The sequence below is a fragment of the Corynebacterium vitaeruminis DSM 20294 genome (assembly GCF_000550805.1).
Classification (GTDB): Bacteria; Actinomycetota; Actinomycetes; order Mycobacteriales; family Mycobacteriaceae; genus Corynebacterium; species Corynebacterium vitaeruminis.
Genome location: NZ_CP004353.1, coordinates 964552 through 984648 on the forward strand (window position 1 = coordinate 964552; position 20097 = coordinate 984648).

Sequence of the window (20097 nt, forward strand, 5' to 3'; positions counted from 1 at the left end):
CAACAAGTCCTCACGAGAAAGAAGTAGCCATGACCTCCACCACCATGAACACCAAGCGCACCTCCTACGGCTCCATCGAGGTCGACGACGCGGGCAACCTGCTCTCGCACGTCATCGGCGCCACCGTCGAGCAGGGCGCGAAGCCACTGCGCCAGGAGACCCTCGGCCAGATGCTGCGCCAGATGGTCGAGAAGTACCCGTCCCGCGAGGCCATCATCGACGTCTACGCGGACAAGTCCTTCACCTACGACAAGCTCTACAACAAGGTGCTCCGCCTCGCCTCCGCCTTCGTGCGCAACGGCTACCGCAAGGGCGACCGCGTGGGAATCTGGTCCACCAACCGCTGGGAGTGGGTCATCGTCCAGTGGGCCTGCCACCACCTGGGCCTCATCCTGGTCAACATCAACCCGGCCTACCGCCAGAGCGAGCTCAACTACGTGCTCAACAAGGCGGGCGTGAAGATGATCTTCGCCGCCCAGCGCTTCAAGGACTCCGAGTACCGCTCCATGCTCAACGAGGCCCGCAAGCAGCGCGGCGTCCAGCTGAAGAACATCATCTACTTCGGCTCCTCGGACTGGTACGACGCCATCCACGGCGAGATCGATGACCTCACCGAGTACACCCAGGACCTCACCGCCGACGACCCGGTCAACATCCAGTTCACCTCCGGCACCACCGGATTCCCCAAGGGCGCGACCCTGTCCCACCGCAACATCCTCAACAACGGCTTCTTCGTGGGCGAGAATCTGGGCTACACCGAGCAGGACCGCGTGTGCATCCCGGTCCCGTTCTTCCACTGCTTCGGCATGGTGATGGGCACCATCGCGGCCTTCTCCCACGGCGCCTGCATCATCATCCCCGGGCCCACCTTCAAGTCCCGCGAGACGCTCAAGGCCGTCCACTCCGCGAAGGCCACCTCGCTCTACGGCGTGCCCACCATGTTCATCAACGAGCTGGAGGAGGCCCACGACTTCCACGAGTACGGCAGCCCCTACGACCTGTCCTCGCTGCGCACCGGCATCATGTCGGGCACCTCCTGCCCGTCCAAGACGATGCGCGAGGTCATGAACGAGTTCAACATGAACGACATCTCCATCTGCTACGGCATGACCGAGACCTCCCCGGTGTCCTTCCAGACCACCACGGACGCCCCGCTGGAAAAGCGCGTCAACACCGTCGGCCAGATCATGCCGCACCTCGAGTGCAAGGTCGTCAGCGAAGAGACCGGCGAGACCCTGCCCATCGGTGAGAAGGGCGAGATCCTCGTCCGCGGCTACTCCGTCATGAACGGCTACTGGGAGCACGAGGAGAAGACCGCCGAGGCAATCACCCCGGACGGCTGGATGCAGACCGGCGACCTGGGCGAGATCGACGAGGACGGCTACCTCGCCGTCACCGGACGCCTGAAGGACATGCTCATCCGCGGCGGCGAGAACATCTACCCGCGCGAGATCGAGGAGTTCCTCTTCACCCACCCGGACATCGTCGACGCGCAGGTCATCGGCGTGCCGGACGACAAGTACGGCGAGGAGATCATGGCGTGGGTCATCCTCAACGACGGCGTGGAGGACCTCACCGCCGCCGAGGTGGCCGAGTTCGCCCACGGCAAGCTCGCCCGGCACAAGGTGCCCCGCTACGTCGCGGTGGTCAACGAGTACCCCATGACGGTCTCCGGCAAGGTTCGCAAGGTGGCGCTGCGCGAGATGGCACCCAAGGTCCTGGGCTGGGTGTAACCATGGCCGTCGATAAGCGAAGAAGCGACCTGCGCGAGCTCATCGCGGAGAACATCAAGGACGGCATGACGCTGGCCGTCGGCGGCTTCGGCCTGTGCGGCGTGCCCTATGACCTCATCGAGGCGCTGCGGGACGTGGGGCGCAAGAACCTCACAATCGTCAGCAACAACATGGGCGTGGACGGCCAGGGGCTGGGCATCCTGCTGGAAAACAACCAGGTCACCAAGGTGCTCGCCTCCTACGTGGGGGAGAACAAGGAGTTCGCCCGGCAGTACCTGGCCGGCGAGCTCGAGGTGGAGTTCAACCCGCAGGGCACCCTCGCCGAGCGGCTGCGTGCAGGCGGGGCTGGCATCCCCGCGTTCTACACGGCCATCGGCGTGGGTACGCTCGTCGCCGAGGGCAAGCCGACCGCCGAGTTCGATGGGCGAACCTACGTGATGGAGCGCGGCATCGCCGCCGACGTCGGCCTCGTCCACGCCTGGCGCGGCGACATCAGCGGCAACCTGATCTACCGCATGACCGCCCGCAACTTCAACCCCCTGTGCGCCGAGTCCGGGCAGGTCACCATCGCCGAGTGCGAGGAGATCCTCCCGCTCGGCGGTATCGACCCCGCGGAGGTAACCACGGCGGGCGTGCACGTCGAGCACGTCGTCCAGGCCTTCGACCGCATAAAGCCCATCGAGCAGCACACGACCAGGCCGCGCCCGGCAACTGGCAGCACGGAAAAGGCAGGTGAATGACATGACCGAGAAGAAGGGCTGGACCCGCGACGAGATGGCCGCGATGGCCGCCCAGGAGCTCAACGACGGCGACTACGTCAACCTGGGCATCGGCATCCCCACGCTGGTGGCCAACAACCTCCCCGACGGGGTGAAGGTGATCCTGCAGTCGGAGAACGGCATCCTCGGCATGGGGCCGTTCCCCTACGAGGGGGAGGAGGACGCCGACCTCATCAACGCCGGAAAGCAGACCGTCACGCTCATCCCCGGCTCCGCGATCTTCGACTCCGCCACGAGCTTCGGCATGATCCGCGGCGGCAAGGTGAAGATGGCCGTCCTCGGCGCCATGGAGGTCTCCCAGTCCGGCGACCTCGCCAACTGGATGGTGCCGGGCAAGATGGTCAAGGGAATGGGCGGGGCGATGGACCTCGTCGCCGGCACCCCGCGCGTGCTCGTGCTCACCGAGCACGTGACCCGCGACGGGAGCCCGAAGCTGAAGAAGCAGTGCGAGCTGCCGCTGACCGGCATCGGCGTGGTCGACCGGATCATCACCGACATGGGTAGCTTCGACGTCGACGGCGATCACCTCGTCCTGCGCCAGATCGCGCCGGGGATCACCTTGCGCGACATCGAGGACAACACCGATGCCAACTACGTCGTCGACCTGGAAGGAGACTCCGAATGACCAACCACTACTTCCGCCGCACCGGCGAGACCACCTTCGAGCCGACCCGCCACTCCGAGGGCGCCTGGTCGCCGGAGGACTACCACTTCAGCTCGTTGGCTGGCCTGATGGTCTACGAGATCGAGCGCTCCCGCCCGCACAAGGAGCTGCTGCTTAGCCGCGTCTCCTTCGACATCCTCGGCCGCCTGCCGTACAAGGACGTCGAGGTCGAGGTGGAGATCCTGCGCCCGGGCCGCACCATCGAGCTGGTCCAGGCCACCGCGACCATCGCCGGCCGCGCGGCGATCACGGCGCGGGCCTGGTACCTCGCGGCCTCCGACACCTCCGCGGTGGCCTCCGTCGACGCCGAGCCGCTGCCGGCGCCCGAGGACTGCCCCGAGCGCAACCTCAGCGATCTGTGGGGCGGCGGCTTCATCGGCCAGATGCAGTCCCGCCAGGCGCGGGAGCTCAAGCCCGGCCGCGGCGCCACGTGGCTGACCTCGCCCAACGAGCTCGTCGAGGGCGAGGAGCGCAGCGAGGTCGCCGAGTTCTTCGCCCGCATCGACGTCGCCAACGGCATCAACCCGCAGCAAAGCCCGCTCGAGTGGGCGTTCCCCAACGTCGACCTCACCGTCCACCTCTACCGCCAGCCGGACGGCCAGTGGACCGGCCTCGACACGACGGTCCTGTGGGGTTCAGACGGCATCGGGCTCACCAGCTCCGTGCTCCACGACGTCCACGGCCCTGTCGGCCGCGCCGAGCAGAGCCTCACCCTGCGCAAGTCCTAGGCCGTCCTCGCACCGCATGCCCCAATCGAAAGATTGGGGTTTTTGCATGCCGCTTGTCGACGCCTACGGCCCCACGCGCATGAGCCCGCGCCTCGGGCAAACGAGCGGTTTCTTGACGTGCTGCAGATCTGACCACCTGCGAGTTTGTGGGCGCGGTTCTGTCGAACAAGCGCTTTCTTGCAACCGGCCCCGTCCGCAACGCCGAATCCGCGCATCTGTGCGATCCCGGTGTGGGAAATCCCAGGTGGTCAGATCTGCAGCCCCGCAGATGCGCGGATGTTGGCAGGCCCCCGCCGGAATCCGCGCGCCTGTGCAAGATCCAGGCGCGCGCGTCACGGTCAAGAGCGAGGTCTCTGTATAAGGGTTGGTGAAGCGGCGCCGAAGGCGTCGAAAAGCAGATGCGCGGATCTTGGCCGGGCTCGGCACTAACGCCGCATCCGCGCATCTGTGCGACCTCAACGCGGAAAGCCCAAGGTGGTCAGATCTGCAGCCCCGCAGATGCGGGGATGTTTGCAGGTCCCTGCCGGAATCCGCGCGCCTGCCAAACCCCTGGCACGCCACAAAGCCCCCACGGACGAACCGTAGGGGCGTCGGAAAGCGCTAAGCTAACGCGTGGTGACCTCGCCGAACGCGCTGGCGACGGGGGAGAGCACCACCGGGCGCGCGGCGAACCAGGCGCCCACGGTGACGGCCACCGCCACGAGTAGGAGGAGGAACCCGGTCCAGTTGCCCGCGTAGGCGCTGGGGTCGACCGAGCCCTGGGCGGCGAACATGTGGTTGAGATTGCGCAGCGCGCCAGTCAAGAACACCAAGAGCACGTGGACCACGATGAACATGACGAAGTACAGCATGACGGGGAAGTGGACCTTGCGGGCCAGCTCCGCCGGGTAGGCCGCGTTGAGCCTCTGGTTGTCCTTCGGCCACAGCGAGCTCATGCGCACGCCCGTCGCGATCGCCAGCGGCGCGGCCACGAACACCGTGAGGAAGTACGCGAGCTGCTGCAGCGCGTTGTAGTGCACCCAGCCGTTCTCGGTCGGCCAGTCGAAGGAGGCGTACTGGATCGCGGCGGAGACGGCGTTGGGGAAGACCTCCCAGCTCGTCGGCACGATGCGCATCCACTGCCCGGTGGCGAACAGCAGCACGAAGAAGACCGCGCCGTTTACCACCCACAGCAGGTCGAGCGACTGGTGGAACCAGATGGTCAGGCTGATCTTGCCCTTGCCGCTGCGCGGGGTGAAGTACGCCGGCGTGCGGCGCTCGCCGCGGATCTGCAGGCCGGAGCGGATGATGAGCACCATCAGGAAGACGTTGAAGAAGTGCGACCACGCCAGCCACGCGGGCACGCCCACCGGCGCGCTGTCCGGCATCGGCGCGTGTCCGGGGTAGCGCTCGAGGAAACTCTCGCCCGCGCCAGAGCCGAGGAACCAGCGCGCGATGACCATGGCGATCGCACCGAGCGCGACCAGCCCCAGCGCGCCGCCGATCCACTTGCCGTCGCCCTTTGCTTCTTGCTTCTGCTTGTCGACGGCCATGGCCGGTTCCGCCGCGGGCGCAGGCGCGGAGGCCGCGACCGGGGTCGGGGTTGGCTCGGCAACCGGCTCGGGCTCGGGCGCAGGCTCAGGGGCGGCTGCGATGGGCCTCGTCGAGGTGACCTGGGCGGAGGCGACCTCCGGCCAGGGCGCGCCACCCGGGACGCGGGGAAGCCCCCGGCGCAGTGCGACCTCCTCGGTGACGGTCTCCAGCTTAGGGGCGGCGGGCGCTGCAGTCTCGGGCTCGGCGGGCGCCACGGCAGGCACCGCGACCTGGACGGTGACGGTTGCCGGCGGCCACGGCTCGCCGCCGGGGGTGCGGGGGAGCCCGCGGCGAAGCCGCTGGTCGACGGCGACCTGCCTCGTCTCCACCGTCTCTGCAACGGCGGCCGGGGCGGCCGGGGCGGGTTCCGGCTCAGGCGCCGTCATGGAGGGCGCGGGGGTAGCAACGGCCAGCGTGGTCTCCGCCTCGGTGACCGGCGGCCACGGCCCGCCGCCCGGGGTGCGCGGCAGCCCCCGCCGCAGGGTGATGGTGGTCATGGGCTATCCCTTCCGCGCGTTGATCTCGTCGACGAGCTTCGGGATGATCTCGAAGACGTCGCCCACGATGCCGAAGTCGGCGATGTCGAAGATCGGCGCCTCCGGGTCCTTGTTGATGGCCACGATGGTCTTGGAAGTCTGCATGCCCGCCATGTGCTGGATGGCGCCGGAGATGCCGAGCGCCACGTAGAGGTCCGGGGTGACCGAGACGCCGGTCTGGCCCACCTGCGCGGTGTGCTCGATGTAGCCCGCGTCCACGGCGGCGCGGGAGGCACCGACGGCGGCGCCCAGGGCGTCGGCGAGGTCGTAGACCTGCGCGAACCCCTCCTGCGAGCCGAAGCCGCGGCCGCCGGAGACGACCTTCTTCGCCCCCAGCAGCGAGGGGCGCTCGCTGTTGACCACGGCGGGCTTCGTGCTCACCACGGTTGCGGCGCGGCGGCCGGAGGCCTCGACCGAGAGCGCCTCGGACTCGCCGCTGGCGGCGGCCGCGCGGTGGTCGACCGCGCCGAGGCGCACCGTGACGACGGGCGCGCCGAAGGTGGCGGCGGAGACGAGCGTGTAGTTGCCGCCGAAGACGGCGTGGTGGCCGACGATGCCCTCGTCGTCGCGGCTCACACCCACGACGTCCGCGAGGAGGGCGCGGCGCGCGCGGACCGAGAAGCGGGCGGCGATGTCGCGCCCGTCGACGTTGTGGGGCAGGAGGATCGCCTGCGGGGCGCAGGCGCGCTCGGCGGCCTCGACCGCGTCGACCGCGGGGCCCACGAGGACGTCGCCGGGGACGGCGACAGTGAGCACCTGCGAGGCGCCGAGCTCGCCGAGGCAGGACGCTCCCGCTTTAGCGTCGGCGCCTTCGCCGTGGAGGTAGAGCGCCACCGGCGTGCCCAGCTGGCTGGCCGCGCCGAGGAGCTCCGCGGCGTAGGCGGGGACCGCACCCTCGGCGGTCGCGGCGATGACGGTGAGAATGGAATCGTTCGCGTACTGCATGATGGTGTGCTCCTAGATCAGCTTGTTCTGGGCGAGGTAGTCGGCGAGCTGGGCGGCGGCGGTGCCGTCGTCGGTGACCTTGACCCCGGCGGCGCGCGGCGGCCGCTCGGCGACCTCCGTCATGATCGCGCGAGGAATGGAGAAATCCTGGGCGTCGATGCCGAGGTCGGCGAGGGTGAGGGTGCCAAACGGCTTCTTCTTCGCCGCCATGATGCCCTTGAAGTTGGGGAAGCGGGCGTCCGGGAAAGCCTCGGTGATGGAGACGACCGCCGGGAGCTCGGCGGTGACCTGCGAATCGCCGTCGTCGCCGGCGCGGGTGCCGCTGACGGTTGTCGCGGTCGCCTCGAGGGCGGACAGGTGGGTGAGGTGCGGGCGGTCGAGCCACTCCGCGATCATGGCGGGCACCATGCCGCCGTTGCCGTCGGTGGAGAGGTTCCCGGCGATGACGAGGTCGAATCCCTCCTTCTCGATCGCCTTGGCCAGCACCTCGGCCGTGAGCGAGAGGTCGGCGCCTAGGAGGGCGGGGTCGCAGATGTGGACGGCGGACTCCGCGCCCATGGCCAGCCCCTTGCGGATGCTGGATGCCGCGGACTCCGGGGACATGCTCATCAGGTGGACGGAGTGCTCACCTGTGCCTGCCAGCGTCAGCGCGGCCTCGACGGCGCGCTCGCAGATCTCGTCGAGCACCGGGTCGCAGGCCTCGCGGTCCGTCAGGCCGGTCTCCAGCGAGACCTTGCGCTCCCCGAAGGTGTCGGGGACTTCCTTCACCAGCACGACAATGCGCATGGGAGTTCCTCAGCTTCCTGAATAGATTTGAGTTAATGATGATTAACTAAACTAACCCAAGAGTGTGAGCCACGCAACTAAATCGGGGGAGGGGGTCCCCGGCGCCTCGCCAATATCCGCGCATATCCGGCCCGATAGGAGCGGCCACCTGCGCGTTTGTTGGGAGCGAAGGCGCAAACGCGCGGCCTTGGGGACGGGTATCCCAGAAGCGATGCCGGATACGACAAAACGCCCGTCCCCACGAGGGGAACGAGCGTTTCATGCTGTTATCGCTTGCCGATTGCTCGGCAGCGTTTGCTCACCCAGTCTTTAGCGGCTGGTGAACGGCAGGAGAGCCATCTCGCGAGCGTTCTTCACGGCGGTGGCGACCTGGCGCTGCTGCTGCGGGGTCAGGCCGGTGACGCGACGAGAACGGATCTTGTGGCGGTCGGAGATGAAGAGACGAAGGGTGTTGATGTCCTTGTAGTCAACCTTCTCGATACCGGCTGCCTTGAGAGGGTTCTTCTTGGGGCGGCGGGACTGCTCCATCCGCGCCTTCTTCATGTTGGTGCGCTTCATTTGCAAACTCCTCGACAATTACCAGCTGGACTTACGAACGCCAGGCAGCTCACCGCGGTGAGCCATCTCGCGCATACGGACACGGGAGACGCCGAACTTGCGGAGGAAGCCGCGCGGACGGCCGTCACGAGAGTCGCGGTTGCGGACACGAACTGGGGAGGCGTCGCGAGGCTGACGGTTCAGCTCGAACTGAGCGTCGAGGCGCTCCTCGTCGGGGGTGTTGGGGTTCTTGATGATTGCCTTGAGCTCGTTACGGCGCTCCGCAAAGCGGGCGACGATTTCCTTGCGCTGCTCGTTCTTGGCGATCTTGGACTTCTTAGCCATAGATTATCGCTCCTCGCGGAATTCGACGTGCTTGCGGGCTACCGGATCGTACTTCTTCAAGGTAATACGATCGGGGTTGTTACGCTTGTTCTTACGGGTGACGTAGGTGTAACCGGTGCCAGCCGTAGACTTTAGCTTGATGATCGGACGGATATCGTTACGTGCCATCTGTTAGATCTTCTCCCCACGTGCTCGGATCTTGGCGACGACGGACTCGATGCCGTCGCGGTCGATGATCTTCAGGCCCTTGGTGGAAACATTCAGGGTGATGGTACGGCCCTCGGAGGGCAGGTAGAACTTACGACGCTGCACGTTGGGGTTCCAACGGCGAGACGTGCGTCGGTGCGAGTGCGAGACAGACTTGCCGTAAGACGGCTGGCGTCCCGTGACCTGGCAAATAGCCGACATGGGTTTCTTTCTCCTAGCCGCCCACGTCTTAACCTGCAAAGTTGCGCCGCACCAAGCAAGGCTCGGGGCGCGGTTGTGCCAGCTGACGGGGCGATAAACGAACAATTTCGACAACAGCAAGGGAGAAGCTTACCTGCTTTTGCTGAAATCTCCTAATCGCCTCCCGTTCAGTTTTCGTTCATCGCGCGGTAGTGCTGGTTATTCGCTTATCGACGCCCAATGGTGGCCGCCCGAGGCCCGGGCAACGCCGAGCGTGCCAGTGTTTTTCCAGTGGTTCCCGGGGCGGATGTGACGCAAGTATTTATACGGATGGGGGAGCGGTGCCGTAGGCGTCGGAAAGCGTGGGCGGGAAATTTCGTTGAACTGGGCCGATGGTGTAACGTATTTCAAGTTGTCATCGCTGTCTCGTGCAGATCTGCCCGCTGACGTGCGATGTCTTCAGTTCATCCGAGCCCAACTCAGGCACGATCTTTGCCGTGGGTTTCCTTATGTGGGGACCCCGTGAGGATGCGAAGAACCGACCTGAAGTTTCAATCCTGAGGGAATCGAATTTATGAAGAAGGATATCCATCCTGACTACCACCCAGTAGTCTTCCGCGATGCGGGCACTGGTCACCAGTTCCTGACTCGCTCCACCGCCTCCTCCGACCGCACCGTCGAGTGGGAAGATGGCAATGAGTACCCATTGATCGTCGTCGACGTCACCGCTGAGTCCCACCCGTTCTGGACTGGTGCACAGCGCGTCATGGACACCGCTGGCCGCGTTGAGAAGTTCAACCAGCGCTTCGGTGCAATGGCTCGTCGCAAGAAGAAGACCCAGGCTTAAAGGTTAGGAGGGAAAAACCATGGCAGTACCGAAGCGTCGTATGTCCCGTGCGAACACGCACTCCCGTCGTTCCCAGTGGAAGGCCGACAATGTCGCCCTCCAGGAGGTCAAGGTCAACGGTCAGACCGTGCGCATTCCGCGTCGTCTGGTGAAGGCCGCTCAGCTGGGCCTGGTCGAGGTCGAGCAGTTCTAGCTTAAGAGAACGGTCTTGAATCTAGATCTTGTCTAGGAAAATCCGGTGCGCTCCCCGTTTGCGGGGTGGCGGGCCGGATTTTTACATAATGGAAGTAGATGAAAATACGCTGTGGTCGCGTTGAGCGACACCTGAAATTCACGTGCCCGGCGAAAACTGCTGGCAGCGGGGCTGGTCCGTGCTAAGAAAGTAAACACGGTATGTATGTTCATAGAACGAATCTAGCGTTTGCTCAGTAACGCTAAAGGTAGACAAGGCAAGATTGAAAGAATGAAAATTGTTGTTGTAGATGACGAGCAGGCTGTACGCGAGTCCCTGCGTCGTTCTCTCACCTTCAACGGCTACGAGGTACACCTCGCGGAGGATGGCCAGCAGGCGTTGGAGGTCATTGAGAAGGAACAGCCCGAACTGGTCATCTTGGATGTGATGATGCCCAAGATGGATGGTCTGGAGGTGTGCCGCACCCTGCGCAGCGGGGGAGACGACCGCCCGATTTTGGTGCTCACCGCTCGCGACGGGGTGTCCGACCGCGTCGCCGGCCTCGATGCTGGCGCAGATGATTACCTGCCCAAGCCCTTCGCTCTGGAGGAGCTACTGGCCCGCGTGCGCTCGCTGCTGCGCCGCGCCGCCGCCGACTCCGTCAACAGCGGCGGACAGGGCGAGCTGGTCTTCGAGGATCTGCGTCTTAATCCCGACACCCGGGACGTGACCCGCAACGGCCGCCAGATCAGCCTGACCCGCACCGAGTTCGCGCTGCTCCAGCTGCTCATGACCAACGCGCGCCGCGTGCTGTCGCGCTCGACCATCCTCGAGGAGGTCTGGGGCTACGATTTCCCCACCTCCGGCAACGCGCTCGAGGTGTACATCGGCTACCTGCGCCGCAAGACCGAGTCCGAGGGTGAGCCGAGGCTCATCCACACGGTGCGCGGCGTCGGATACGTTCTGAGGGACACGGCTCCGTGATCCTGCGCAAACCTACGAATCGGCCTGAGGGCGACCATGAAGAGTCGCTCCAGGCCGATTCTGGCGACCTCGAAATCACACGGGGTCCGTGGAGCAATAAGGCCTCCCTGCGGTGGAGGATCTCCATGCTCACCGCCGCGATGGTCGCCATCGCGGTGGGAATGATGACGATCGTCGCCTACTGGACCGTGTCCTCGACCCTGCGTGAGTCCGTGGACAAGGACCTCGCCACCGAGGCCTCCGCACTGCTGCAGCAGGCGGTCCAGCCCACCACCATGGTGGACGCGCAGAAGGTGGTGGACAATTTCCGCCTCTACAACTCGGCCACCCGAGTCTCCATCCGGCTTCCCGCCTCCAGCTTCGTCATCGGCGACGACATCCCGCAGCTGACCAGCGCGGAGTCGGCGGGCACGGACGCGGTCATGGCCACCGTCGACGGCGAGCGCATTTACTCCAAGCGCAGCGAGTCGGGGGCGACGGTGCTCTTGGCCCGCGACATGACTAGTCTCAACCAGCTCATCACCAGCCTTGGTCTCGTGCTGCTGCTCGTGGGCCTGTTTGGTATCTTCCTCGCCATCGCCGCCGGGATGATGGTGGCCAAGGCGGGCCTGCGGCCGATCCGTCGCCTCCATGCCGCCGTCGACCGCGTCCGCCGCACGGACGAGCTGCGTCCCATCGAGGTGATCGGCAACGACGAGCTGGCCGATCTCACGTGCGGCTTCAACGAGATGCTCGAGGCGCTGGAGAACTCGCGCCGCCGCCAGGCCGACCTCGTCGCCGACGCTGGCCACGAGCTGAAGACGCCGCTGACCTCCATGCGCACCAACATCGAGCTGCTCATGATGATGCAACGCTCCGGTGGCGTCGGGATCTCGGAGGAGGACCGCCAGGCGCTCGAGCGCGACGTCATAGCCCAGATGGAGGAGCTGTCCACCCTCATCGGGGACCTGGTCGACCTCGCGCGCGACGACGTCCCGGAGACCTCCCTCGAGCAGGTCGACCTCCTCGAGGTGATCGACGACGCCCTCATGCGCGTGAAGCGCCGCCGCCCCGACGTGCAGTTCAAGACGAACACCACGCCCTGGTACCTCGACGGCGACACCCACGGCCTGGGCCGGGCGATCCTCAACCTGCTCGACAACGCGGCGAAGTGGTCGCCGCACGACGGCGTGGTGCGCCTTGCCATGACCCCGCTGTTCGACGGCACGGTGGAGATCACCGTGGCCGACTCGGGGCCGGGCATCCCCGAGGAGGACCGGGAGAAGGTCTTTGAGCGATTCTTCCGTTCGGTGCAGGCCCGCTCCACGCCTGGGTCGGGTCTGGGGTTGGCCATCGTCAAACAGACGATCGAGCGCCACGGTGGGACCATTACGGCGGGGGAGTCCTCCGACGGCGGTGCCGAGATGCGGGTGGTCCTCCCGGGCTTCGCCATGCCGGGTGAACTCGAAAAATCCCGCCTCGGCGCCGGGCGTAAGCGCAAGAACCGCCGCTCCTAGAAGGCCGGGGATAGGCTAGTCTGGGCTCACAGAGTTCTCCCAGACTTTCACATGAAACCTCCAGAGAGGTAGCAGTGGCCCCCCAGCAAGCAGGAGCATAGTTTCCCACATGAAAAACTCTTTTGGTTCCACGCCTTCCGATAACACCCCGCAGGATCCCCAGGCCAATCAGCAAGGTGCCTCGGAGGAGACCACCTCTTTCGATAGGGTGCAGTCGCCGTACTCCACCAACGCTGCGGGGAACCCCTCCTCGGCGCAGGGCTCCTACTACCAATCCCAGTCCGCCGGGGCTGCTGAGGCTGGCCAGGGTGCGGCGTCGGAGCCAACCTGGGCTCAGGGAGCAAACACCGCAACCGTGGAGAAACAGCCGCGCACGATGAGCATGAAGTCCGCGGCGGCCCTCGCGTTGGTCGCCGCCATAGGCGCGGGCTCGATTACCGGCGTCGTTGTGTCCAAGGAGAACAGCGGCAGCGGTTCGAAGACCCAGGTGCTCGACAACCTGAACCAGCAACCTGCCTCCAACAGCACGGGAAGCGAGGCCGCCGACGGTTCCGTGGAGAAGGTCGCCGCGACCGTCTTGCCGTCCGTGGTCTCCATTCAGGTGACTACCCGCACCGGCGTGGCTGAGGGCTCCGGCTCGATTATTTCCTCCGACGGTTATGTCATGACCAATAACCACGTCATCGCCGACGCGGAGTCCGGCCAGGCCGAGATCACCGTGAACCTCAATGACGGCACCGAATACAAGGCCGACCTTGTGGCGGGCGACCAGAACACCGATGTCGCCGTGATCAAGCTGCAGGGGGCCTCGGGCCTGCCGGTGATGAACTTCGGCGACTCCTCTGCGCTCAAGGTGGGCCAGGAGGTCGTGGCCGTGGGCTCCCCGCTGGGCCTGTCATCCACCGTGACCAGCGGCATCGTCTCGGCGCTGAACAGGCCGGTCCGCGCGGGCGGCGACCAGAACAGCCAGTCCTCGCTCATCGACGCCATCCAGACCGACGCGGCCATCAACCCCGGCAACTCCGGCGGCCCGCTAGTGGACATGAGCGGCAACCTCATCGGCATGAACTCCGTCATCGCCTCGACTAGCACCTCCAGCACCGGCGAGGCTGGCTCCATCGGCCTGGGCTTCGCCATCCCGGCCAACTTCGCCCGCCGCGTGGCCTCCCAGCTCATCGAGAGCGGCAAGGCAACCCAGCCGATGATCGGCGTCCAGCTGCAGTCCAACGCGACGGTCACCGGCGCGAAGATCGCCGACGTGACCGCCGGTGGCCCCGGCGATCAGGCGGGGCTGAAGGCGGGTGAGGTCATCACGGGCATGAACGGCCGCCGCATCGACTCCGCCGACGCGCTCATCGCCGCGGTGCGCAGCAGCGACTTCGGGTCCACCATCACGCTGACGGTCGGCGACGAAAACGGCGACAACCCGCGTGAGGTGGAGGTTACTCTCACAAGCGAGTAGTTTTAGATGCACGCCGGAACCCACGGCAGCTTCGCCCCGCGGCCGGCACCCAGGCCTGCCGCGGATACCCGCATCTGACCGCAGTTTAAAAGGACTTACACGCACATGAGTGGCATCAGCACGGACACGTTTGAAGAAGAGACGAGCTCGGGAGCGCGCGCTTCCGCGCTCCTCGAGGTGGGCGAGCCCGATGCTGAGTTCTTCCGAGCGACCGAGGCGGAGGAGGCGATGGGCGCCCCGCGCCGCGCGCTCGTGGTGCTCGTGTCCGACCACGTCATCTCCTCCGGCGAGGACACCGATCGCCTGTGCACGGAGCTGCTCGAGGAGGGCGGCTTCGTCGTGGACGGCGTGCTCACCGTGAGGAACAAGCGCTCGCAGATCCGAAAGGCCATCGAGACCGCCGTCATCGGCGGCGTGGATCTCGTGCTCACCGTCGGCGGCACCGGCGTCGGCCCGCGCGACCGCACACCGGAGGCCACACGCGACGTGCTCGATCAGCACGTCCCCGGAATCGCCCAGGCGCTGCGCTCCTCGGGCCTGGCCTGCGGCGCGGTCGACGCCTGCACCTCGCGCGGCATCTCTGGTGTGTCCGGGTCAACCGTCGTGGTTAACCTCGCGGCCTCGCGTTCCGCCATCCGCGACGGCATGGCCACGCTGACCCCGTTGGTGCACCACCTCGTCGACCAGCTGCGCCGGTCGACCGTTGACTAGGCTGGGCTAGGTCGTCGTGAGCATCAAGAAGCGCCGCCGAGTCGTGCGGCGCAGCGAGGCCGAGTACGATCGCCTCGCCGACCGGAAGGCGCCGCCGACCTCCGCGGACGAGGAGCGCCGCGTCCTGATCGACGAGGAGGACGACGGCGGGGGAGAGCGCGACCGAGACTTCTACCTCGAGCAGCGCCCGCCGCATTACGGCGCATAGCAAAAGCCCGGTTCCACAGGATCCTGTGGAACCGGGCTTGAAGTCTCTACCGACTACTTCTGCTGGGTCTTGAGCAGGTCGCGGATCTCCTCGAGGAGCTCGGCCTCGACGGATGCCGGAGCGACCTCGTCCTCCTCGACGCCCTTGCGCTTAGCCTGCATCTCCTTGAGCTTGTTCATCGGAGCAACGAGCACGAAGTACACGATCGCGGCGATCAGCAGGAAGTTGATGGCCGCGGTGATGACCGCGCCGAAGTCCATGAAGGTGGCCTCGTTGCCAGCGCGGACGTGGAAGCCCAGGCCGGAGACGTCGGCGCCACCGAGGGCAGCGATGAGCGGGTTGATGAGGCTATCGGAGAAGGCAGTGACGATGGCGGTGAAAGCACCACCGATGACGACTGCGACGGCCAGGTCGATGACGTTGCCGCGGAGGATAAAGTCCTTGAAGCCCTTAAGCATGTGAAGAGTTCCTTTTCGGTAGGTGTTACAACTTCGAATGAGGGTAGTGGAAAAAGCTTAGAAAAGTCAAAGAATAAAATGTGATTTTATGTCAGGTTGGCCCTGGTTCCACTTAAAACCACGGCCAATCCGCGCGAAAGCGAGGCCGTGGCAACGTTCTGAGCTTGACTTTCGGGCAGGGCGATCATGACGGTCCCGGCGGGGACTCCCGTTTTCTGTGAATCATCAACGGAAGTGAATATAACGGTCCCACCTGTGGCAATGACCTCGCCGTGGTCGCCGGCGCCGTCGCCCGCGACCACCGTCACCGTGTCGCCGTGGACGAGCAACGGGGCCAGCGCGGGGTCCGCGAGCCGGATGGGGACCATGTTGTATGGCTCACGAACTTCGTCGCCTGTGGACTTAGATACAACCGAGTGGGAAAGCTCGAGTGAGACCACGCTCGATGCCAGCACCGGCATCCCCGTGGACATGGCGCTCGCCGCCACCCGCCCGCTGGCCTCGCCTGGGTCCGTGAGCGCCCCTTCCGGGACGAGGTTTGCGGGAAAGCGTGCGACCTTGAGGTCGGTCTCCGCGACCAGCGAGCCCGCCGACACGTCGCGGGATGCGACCACCACCGGCGCGGTGGATCCGCGCGACTCCCACGCGGTGAATAATAATGCAGCCAGCACGAGCGCGACCGCCACCGACCTCCGAATGAATTGGCTGCGGCGGTACCCGGGCCGCGCCAGCGCCTCCCACCGTTTGTTCTCGCTCATGCCACGGTAGACGGGCCCACGGCGAGGCGGGTTCCCGGCTAGCTCGTCGTGCGCAGGCCCTTCTCGGTGAGGATGAAGGGGATGGTCGCGTCGTGGGGCGCGAACGGGATGTCGGCGCGGACTTCAGCGTCGAAAAGCACGGCAACCTGTACCGGAGTGACCGGCGGGAGCGGCTCCAGCGCGCGATCGTAGTAGCCCGCCCCCTTGCCGAGGCGCTGCCCCTGCGGCGTCGCGCCGAGCGCGGGGACGATGACGAGGTCGAGCGAGGAGAGGATCTCGCTGCCCGTGGCCTCGCCGGTGGGTTCCGGGATGCCGTAGGCGCCTGAGCACAGGCACTCGGGGCCGGTGTAGCGAGCCCACTCGAGGATCCCCTTCGGTCGCGACAGCGGCACCCACAGCTCGTCGACGTGGGGGAGCAGCGCGTCGACGAGGCCCGGCCCGCCCGGCTCCTCCTCGAAGGCGCAGTAGGCGGACACCGCGCGGAAGCCCTTGGACTGGATGAGCGAGACAAGTGAGGAGACGATCGCCTCGTTGGCTGCGGCCCGATCGGCGTCGCTGCGGGCGAGTCGCGCCTCCTGCAGCTGCGCGCGCATTGCCTTTTTTGCCGCCTGTGGGTCGCTCATCGCTCGGTGTCCTTCCTCATTAGTGGGGTAGCTCTTCCTCACTATCGTCGCTTCTTTCCCTCCGATTCTGCCCGGTTTGCCCCGGTGCCGCCCAATCTGGTGCCCGCGAATAGGTGCGGTGGATTGTGAAAGTTCTAACAGCCAGGTCCCGCCCAACGTGCCCCTAAAGACGCAGCTCATGGAAGAATATGTGCACCTTGCTGGCTATTTTCGTACGTCGTGGGGCGAGCGGGAGGCGGGAGAGAACGCGGCGAACGGCGCCTCGAAACGGGGCGTTGCGGACAAACAAAATGAATGGAATAGGTAAAGTTTCCTTTCATGACCTTGCCTCAAGACGCCCCCGCCCATGCCGTGAAGACGGTCATCGTTCCCGCTGCCGGAATGGGCACCCGTTTCCTGCCGGCCACGAAGACCGTGCCGAAGGAGCTGCTCCCGGTCGTGGACACGCCAGGCATCGAGCTGATCGCCGAGGAGGCGGCCCATCTGGGCGCGACGCGCCTCGCCGTCATCACCGCGCCGAAGAAGCAGGAGGTGCTCGAGCACTTCAAGCGCTTCCCGGAGCTCGAGGCGACCCTGGAGTCCCGGGGTAAGACCGAGCAGCTGGAGAAGGTGCGCCGCGCGAACCAGCTCATCCAGCCGGTGTCGGTCGTCCAAGAGGAGCCGCTCGGCCTGGGTCACGCCGTGAGCCTGGCGGAGTCCGTCCTCGACGACGACGAGGATGTCGTCGCGATCATGCTGCCCGACGACCTCGTCCTGCCGATGGGCGTGGTGGAGAAGATGGTCGAGGTGCGCGAGCAGCTCGGCGGCAGCGTGTTGTGCGCGGTCGAGGTCCCAGAGGACGAAGTTTATAACTACGGTGTCTTCGAGATCGAGGACGCGGACTACGACGGCCCCTACACCGTGAAGAAGGTCAAGGGCATGGTGGAAAAGCCCTCCGTCGAGGACGCGCCGTCCAACTTCGTCGCCACCGGCCGCTACCTGCTCGACCGCAAGATCTTCGACGCCCTGCGCCGCATCACCCCGGGCGCCGGCGGCGAGCTGCAGCTGACCGACGCCATCGATTTGCTTATCGACGAAGGCCATCCGGTTCACATCCTCGTTCACGACGGCAAGCGCCACGACCTGGGCAACCCCGGCGGCTACATCCCCGCCGTCGTCGACTTCGGCCTCTCCCACCCGGTCTACGGCAAGCACCTCAAGCGGGCCCTGCGCCAGATCCTCGAGGAGCACGGCGCCTAAGAGGGCTCCACGCCGGGCGGAAATGCGTTCGCCGCGGAGCGTGTCGGCTAAAGTTATTCTTCGAGTGTGACGGGTCACCCGTCAAACGTCGATGCTAGGTGAGGAGAATGGCACGTGCGCTCAGTAGAGGAGCAACTAGCCCTGGTGTCCGAGGCGGCGATCGCCCCGGAGCCGGTCCGTATCGCCATCGCTGATGCCCTCGGCCTCATGTGCGCCGAAGAGGTCCAGGCCACCAGGCCGCTTCCGGGGTTCGACCAGGCCGCGATCGATGGCTACGCCATCCGCGCCGTCGACGTGGGCGGCGAGCGCGGCCTCGGGCGCCCCGCCGACGCCCCGGTGCATCTGTCCGAGACCTCCCTCCCCGTGGTCGGCGAGGTGGCCGCGGGCTCTCAGCGCCCGCTGCGCCTGCAGCCCAAGCAGGCGGTGCGCGTCCACACCGGCGCGCCGCTGCCGACGCTGTCCGATGCCGTCATCCCGCTGGAGTGGACCGACCGGGGGCGCAAGCGCATGGTGGCTTCCAAGCCGGTGCGCAGCGGCGAGTTCGTCCGCAAGGTCGGCGACGACATCCGCCCCGGCGACGTGGCGGTGAGCTCGGGCGCCATCCTAGGGCCCGCGCACATCGGCCTGCTCGCCGCCGTCGGCCGCAGCAAGGTGCTGGTCTACCCGCGCCCGCGCCTGTCCGTCATCTCCGTCGGCCACGAGCTCATCGACATCGATCGCGAGCCGGGCCTCGGGCAGATCCTCGACGTTAACTCGTACTCGCTCGCGGCCGCGGGCAAGGAGGCGGGCGCCGACGTCCACCGCGTGGGCATCGCCGCGGGCGAGCCGCGCCGGCTGAAGGAGATCATCGAGGCGCAGATGCTGCGCTCGGAGATCATCGTCATCTCCGGCGCCGTGGGCGGTTCCGGCTCGGACTCCATCCGCGCCGTGCTCTCCGAGCTGGGCACCATCGACACCACCCGCGTCGCCATGCACCCGGGCTCCGTGCAGGGCTTCGGCCTGCTCGGCGACGACCAGACCCCGGTCTTCCTGCTGCCCAGCAACCCGGTGTCGGCGCTGGTCATCTTCGAGATGTTCGTCCGCCCCGTCATCCGGCTCAGCCTGGGCAAACGCACCCCGCTGCGCCGCACCGTGCGCGCCCGAGCGCTCAACCACGTCGGCTCGAAGGCTGGCCGCCGCGGCTACGTCCGCGCCCGCCTCATGCGCGACTCGGAGACGCAGGATTACCTCGTCGAGGGCCTCGGCGGGGCCAACGGCGCCCCCTCGCACCTCCTGGCGGGCCTGTCCGAGGCGAACGCCATGATCAAGATCCCCGAGGAGGTCACCCAGGTCCGCCCGGGCGACATTGTCGAGGTCATCTTCCTGTCCCAGGGCAGGTAGCGCCCCTTCATGCTCGCCAAGTTCAGAAAGGCCCTCGGGGCCGGGCCGCAGCCTGCGCTCGGGCCGGTGCACCCAACCCACCCCGGCTGGGGCGAGTACACCGGCACGCTCGAGCTCGCCTCCGGCGACCGCCTGCGGCTGCGCCCGCTCACCTTCCGCGACGGGAAGGATTGGTGCCTGCAGCGTCAGGCCGACCGGGAGTTCCTCGAGCCGGTCGAGCCCACGGTGGAGGAGACCTGGGCGCAGGCGCACTCGATCGCCGCGTGGCGCGGCTACTTCTTTACGCTGAGGCAGTCGGCCGAGGCGGGCTTCGTCGTGCCGCTCGTCATCGAGGTCAACGGCGACTTCGCCGGGCAGGTGACCTTAGGCAACATCCAGCGCGGCATCGTCTCCGAGTGCTGGATCGGGTACTGGGTCTTTAGCCAGTACCACCGGCGCGGCATCGCGACGGCGGCCTGCGCGCTGGGCACCGACCATGCCTTTTCCCGCATCGGCCTGCACCGGGTGACCGCCACCTATCTTCCCGAGAACGAGGCCTCGGGGAAGGTGCTAGCCCACAGCGGATTCCGTAAGGAGGGCTACCTCAAGTCCAACCTGCACATCAACGGCCGCTGGCGCGACCACGTCCTCGTCGCGCTCACCGAGGACGAGTTCGTGGACTCCTGCACCGGCCGGCTCATCGCCTCCGGCGCCGCCCGGCGTGTCACCGGGGACGAGGTCTGAGAGCGACTAACCTTAAGGGGAATC

24 protein-coding genes are annotated in these 20097 nt (G+C 66.5%); 14 read left to right on the forward strand and 10 right to left on the reverse strand.

Annotated features, from left to right (window positions below):
* Positions 1 to 29 precede the first annotated feature (29 nt).
* Genes B843_RS04500 through B843_RS04515 form a run of 4 tightly spaced genes read left to right on the forward strand, consistent with a single transcriptional unit; the run spans position 30 to position 3904 of the window.
* Positions 30 to 1733 carry an AMP-binding protein gene (locus B843_RS04500; protein ID WP_025252328.1) on the forward strand — a complete coding sequence of 568 codons (1704 nt, stop codon included), beginning with the start codon at positions 30 to 32 and terminating at the stop codon, positions 1731 to 1733.
* A gap of 2 nt (positions 1734 to 1735) precedes the next feature.
* Positions 1736 to 2473 (forward strand): CoA transferase subunit A, encoded by a 738-nt coding sequence (locus B843_RS04505; RefSeq protein ID WP_025252329.1) that lies wholly within the window; start codon positions 1736 to 1738, stop codon positions 2471 to 2473.
* 1 nt (position 2474) lies between these two features.
* Positions 2475 to 3137, forward strand: a complete 663-nt coding sequence (locus B843_RS04510) for a CoA transferase subunit B (protein WP_025252330.1) — start codon at positions 2475 to 2477, stop codon at positions 3135 to 3137.
* Positions 3134 to 3904 carry a thioesterase family protein gene (locus B843_RS04515; RefSeq protein WP_025252331.1) on the forward strand — a complete coding sequence of 257 codons (771 nt, stop codon included), beginning with the start codon at positions 3134 to 3136 and terminating at the stop codon, positions 3902 to 3904. The genes B843_RS04510 and B843_RS04515 overlap by 4 nt, the downstream gene beginning before the upstream one ends.
* Positions 3905 to 4509: 605 nt before the next feature.
* Here B843_RS04515 and B843_RS04520 read toward each other — a convergent pair.
* The 7 genes from B843_RS04520 to rpmB form a co-directional block, all read right to left on the reverse strand.
* Positions 4510 to 5973 (reverse strand): cytochrome b/b6 domain-containing protein, encoded by a 1464-nt coding sequence (locus tag B843_RS04520; RefSeq protein WP_025252332.1) that lies wholly within the window; start codon positions 5971 to 5973, stop codon positions 4510 to 4512.
* 3 nt (positions 5974 to 5976) lie between these two features.
* Positions 5977 to 6957 (reverse strand): electron transfer flavoprotein subunit alpha/FixB family protein, encoded by a 981-nt coding sequence (locus B843_RS04525; RefSeq protein WP_155895104.1) that lies wholly within the window; start codon positions 6955 to 6957, stop codon positions 5977 to 5979.
* A 12-nt stretch (positions 6958 to 6969) separates the two neighbouring features.
* A complete protein-coding gene (locus tag B843_RS04530) occupies positions 6970 to 7743 on the reverse strand; it encodes an electron transfer flavoprotein subunit beta/FixA family protein (RefSeq protein ID WP_025252334.1) in 774 nt (257 codons plus the stop codon).
* 309 nt (positions 7744 to 8052) lie between these two features.
* Complete coding sequence (rpsR, locus tag B843_RS04535; RefSeq protein WP_025252335.1) at positions 8053 to 8301, reverse strand: 30S ribosomal protein S18; 249 nt, start codon at positions 8299 to 8301, stop codon at positions 8053 to 8055.
* 18 nt (positions 8302 to 8319) lie between these two features.
* The gene (gene rpsN, locus B843_RS04540) at positions 8320 to 8625 is read right to left on the reverse strand and encodes a 30S ribosomal protein S14 (RefSeq protein ID WP_025252336.1); all 306 of its coding nucleotides are present in this window, start codon (positions 8623 to 8625) and stop codon (positions 8320 to 8322) included.
* A gap of 3 nt (positions 8626 to 8628) precedes the next feature.
* Positions 8629 to 8793, reverse strand: coding sequence for a 50S ribosomal protein L33 (gene rpmG / locus B843_RS04545; protein WP_012359793.1), 165 nt, complete (start codon positions 8791 to 8793; stop codon positions 8629 to 8631).
* A gap of 3 nt (positions 8794 to 8796) precedes the next feature.
* Positions 8797 to 9033 (reverse strand): 50S ribosomal protein L28, encoded by a 237-nt coding sequence (rpmB, locus tag B843_RS04550; protein WP_025252337.1) that lies wholly within the window; start codon positions 9031 to 9033, stop codon positions 8797 to 8799.
* Positions 9034 to 9586: 553 nt separating this feature from the next.
* Here rpmB and B843_RS04555 point away from each other — a divergent pair.
* The 7 genes from B843_RS04555 (at position 9587) to B843_RS13465 (ending at position 14892) form a co-directional block, all read left to right on the forward strand.
* Positions 9587 to 9859, forward strand: a complete 273-nt coding sequence (locus tag B843_RS04555) for a type B 50S ribosomal protein L31 (protein WP_025252338.1) — start codon at positions 9587 to 9589, stop codon at positions 9857 to 9859.
* Positions 9860 to 9878: 19 nt separating this feature from the next.
* On the forward strand, positions 9879 to 10052 hold the full coding sequence (gene rpmF / locus B843_RS04560; protein ID WP_025252339.1) for a 50S ribosomal protein L32: 174 nt from the start codon (positions 9879 to 9881) through the stop codon (positions 10050 to 10052).
* Between the two features lie 270 nt (positions 10053 to 10322).
* Entirely contained in the window at positions 10323 to 11015 is a 693-nt protein-coding gene (locus B843_RS04565; protein WP_025252340.1) for a response regulator transcription factor, read from the forward strand.
* Complete coding sequence (locus B843_RS04570; RefSeq protein WP_404825222.1) at positions 11012 to 12511, forward strand: sensor histidine kinase; 1500 nt, start codon at positions 11012 to 11014, stop codon at positions 12509 to 12511. Before B843_RS04565 ends, B843_RS04570 begins: the two co-directional genes overlap by 4 nt.
* 109 nt (positions 12512 to 12620) lie before the next feature.
* Positions 12621 to 13973, forward strand: coding sequence for a S1C family serine protease (locus B843_RS04575; protein WP_025252341.1), 1353 nt, complete (start codon positions 12621 to 12623; stop codon positions 13971 to 13973).
* A 105-nt stretch (positions 13974 to 14078) separates the two neighbouring features.
* A complete protein-coding gene (locus B843_RS04580; RefSeq protein ID WP_025252342.1) occupies positions 14079 to 14684 on the forward strand; it encodes a MogA/MoaB family molybdenum cofactor biosynthesis protein in 606 nt (201 codons plus the stop codon).
* 16 nt (positions 14685 to 14700) lie between these two features.
* Positions 14701 to 14892 (forward strand): hypothetical protein, encoded by a 192-nt coding sequence (locus tag B843_RS13465; protein ID WP_025252343.1) that lies wholly within the window; start codon positions 14701 to 14703, stop codon positions 14890 to 14892.
* A gap of 53 nt (positions 14893 to 14945) precedes the next feature.
* Here B843_RS13465 and mscL read toward each other — a convergent pair whose 3' ends face one another.
* From mscL to B843_RS04600, 3 genes are all read right to left on the reverse strand, one after another.
* Positions 14946 to 15350 (reverse strand): large conductance mechanosensitive channel protein MscL, encoded by a 405-nt coding sequence (gene mscL, locus B843_RS04590; protein WP_025252344.1) that lies wholly within the window; start codon positions 15348 to 15350, stop codon positions 14946 to 14948.
* 86 nt (positions 15351 to 15436) lie between these two features.
* Entirely contained in the window at positions 15437 to 16108 is a 672-nt protein-coding gene (locus B843_RS04595) for an SAF domain-containing protein (protein ID WP_025252345.1), read from the reverse strand.
* Positions 16109 to 16146: 38 nt separating this feature from the next.
* Positions 16147 to 16731 (reverse strand): 5-formyltetrahydrofolate cyclo-ligase, encoded by a 585-nt coding sequence (locus tag B843_RS04600; protein WP_025252346.1) that lies wholly within the window; start codon positions 16729 to 16731, stop codon positions 16147 to 16149.
* Between the two features lie 318 nt (positions 16732 to 17049).
* Here B843_RS04600 and B843_RS04605 point away from each other — a divergent pair, with 318 nt between their 5' ends.
* From B843_RS04605 to B843_RS04615, 3 genes are all read left to right on the forward strand, one after another.
* On the forward strand, positions 17050 to 17970 hold the full coding sequence (locus B843_RS04605) for a UTP--glucose-1-phosphate uridylyltransferase (protein WP_025252347.1): 921 nt from the start codon (positions 17050 to 17052) through the stop codon (positions 17968 to 17970).
* A gap of 114 nt (positions 17971 to 18084) precedes the next feature.
* Complete coding sequence (gene glp, locus B843_RS04610; RefSeq protein ID WP_025252348.1) at positions 18085 to 19350, forward strand: molybdotransferase-like divisome protein Glp; 1266 nt, start codon at positions 18085 to 18087, stop codon at positions 19348 to 19350.
* Between the two features lie 9 nt (positions 19351 to 19359).
* Positions 19360 to 20073 carry a GNAT family N-acetyltransferase gene (locus B843_RS04615; RefSeq protein ID WP_025252349.1) on the forward strand — a complete coding sequence of 238 codons (714 nt, stop codon included), beginning with the start codon at positions 19360 to 19362 and terminating at the stop codon, positions 20071 to 20073.
* Positions 20074 to 20097: the final 24 nt, after the last annotated feature.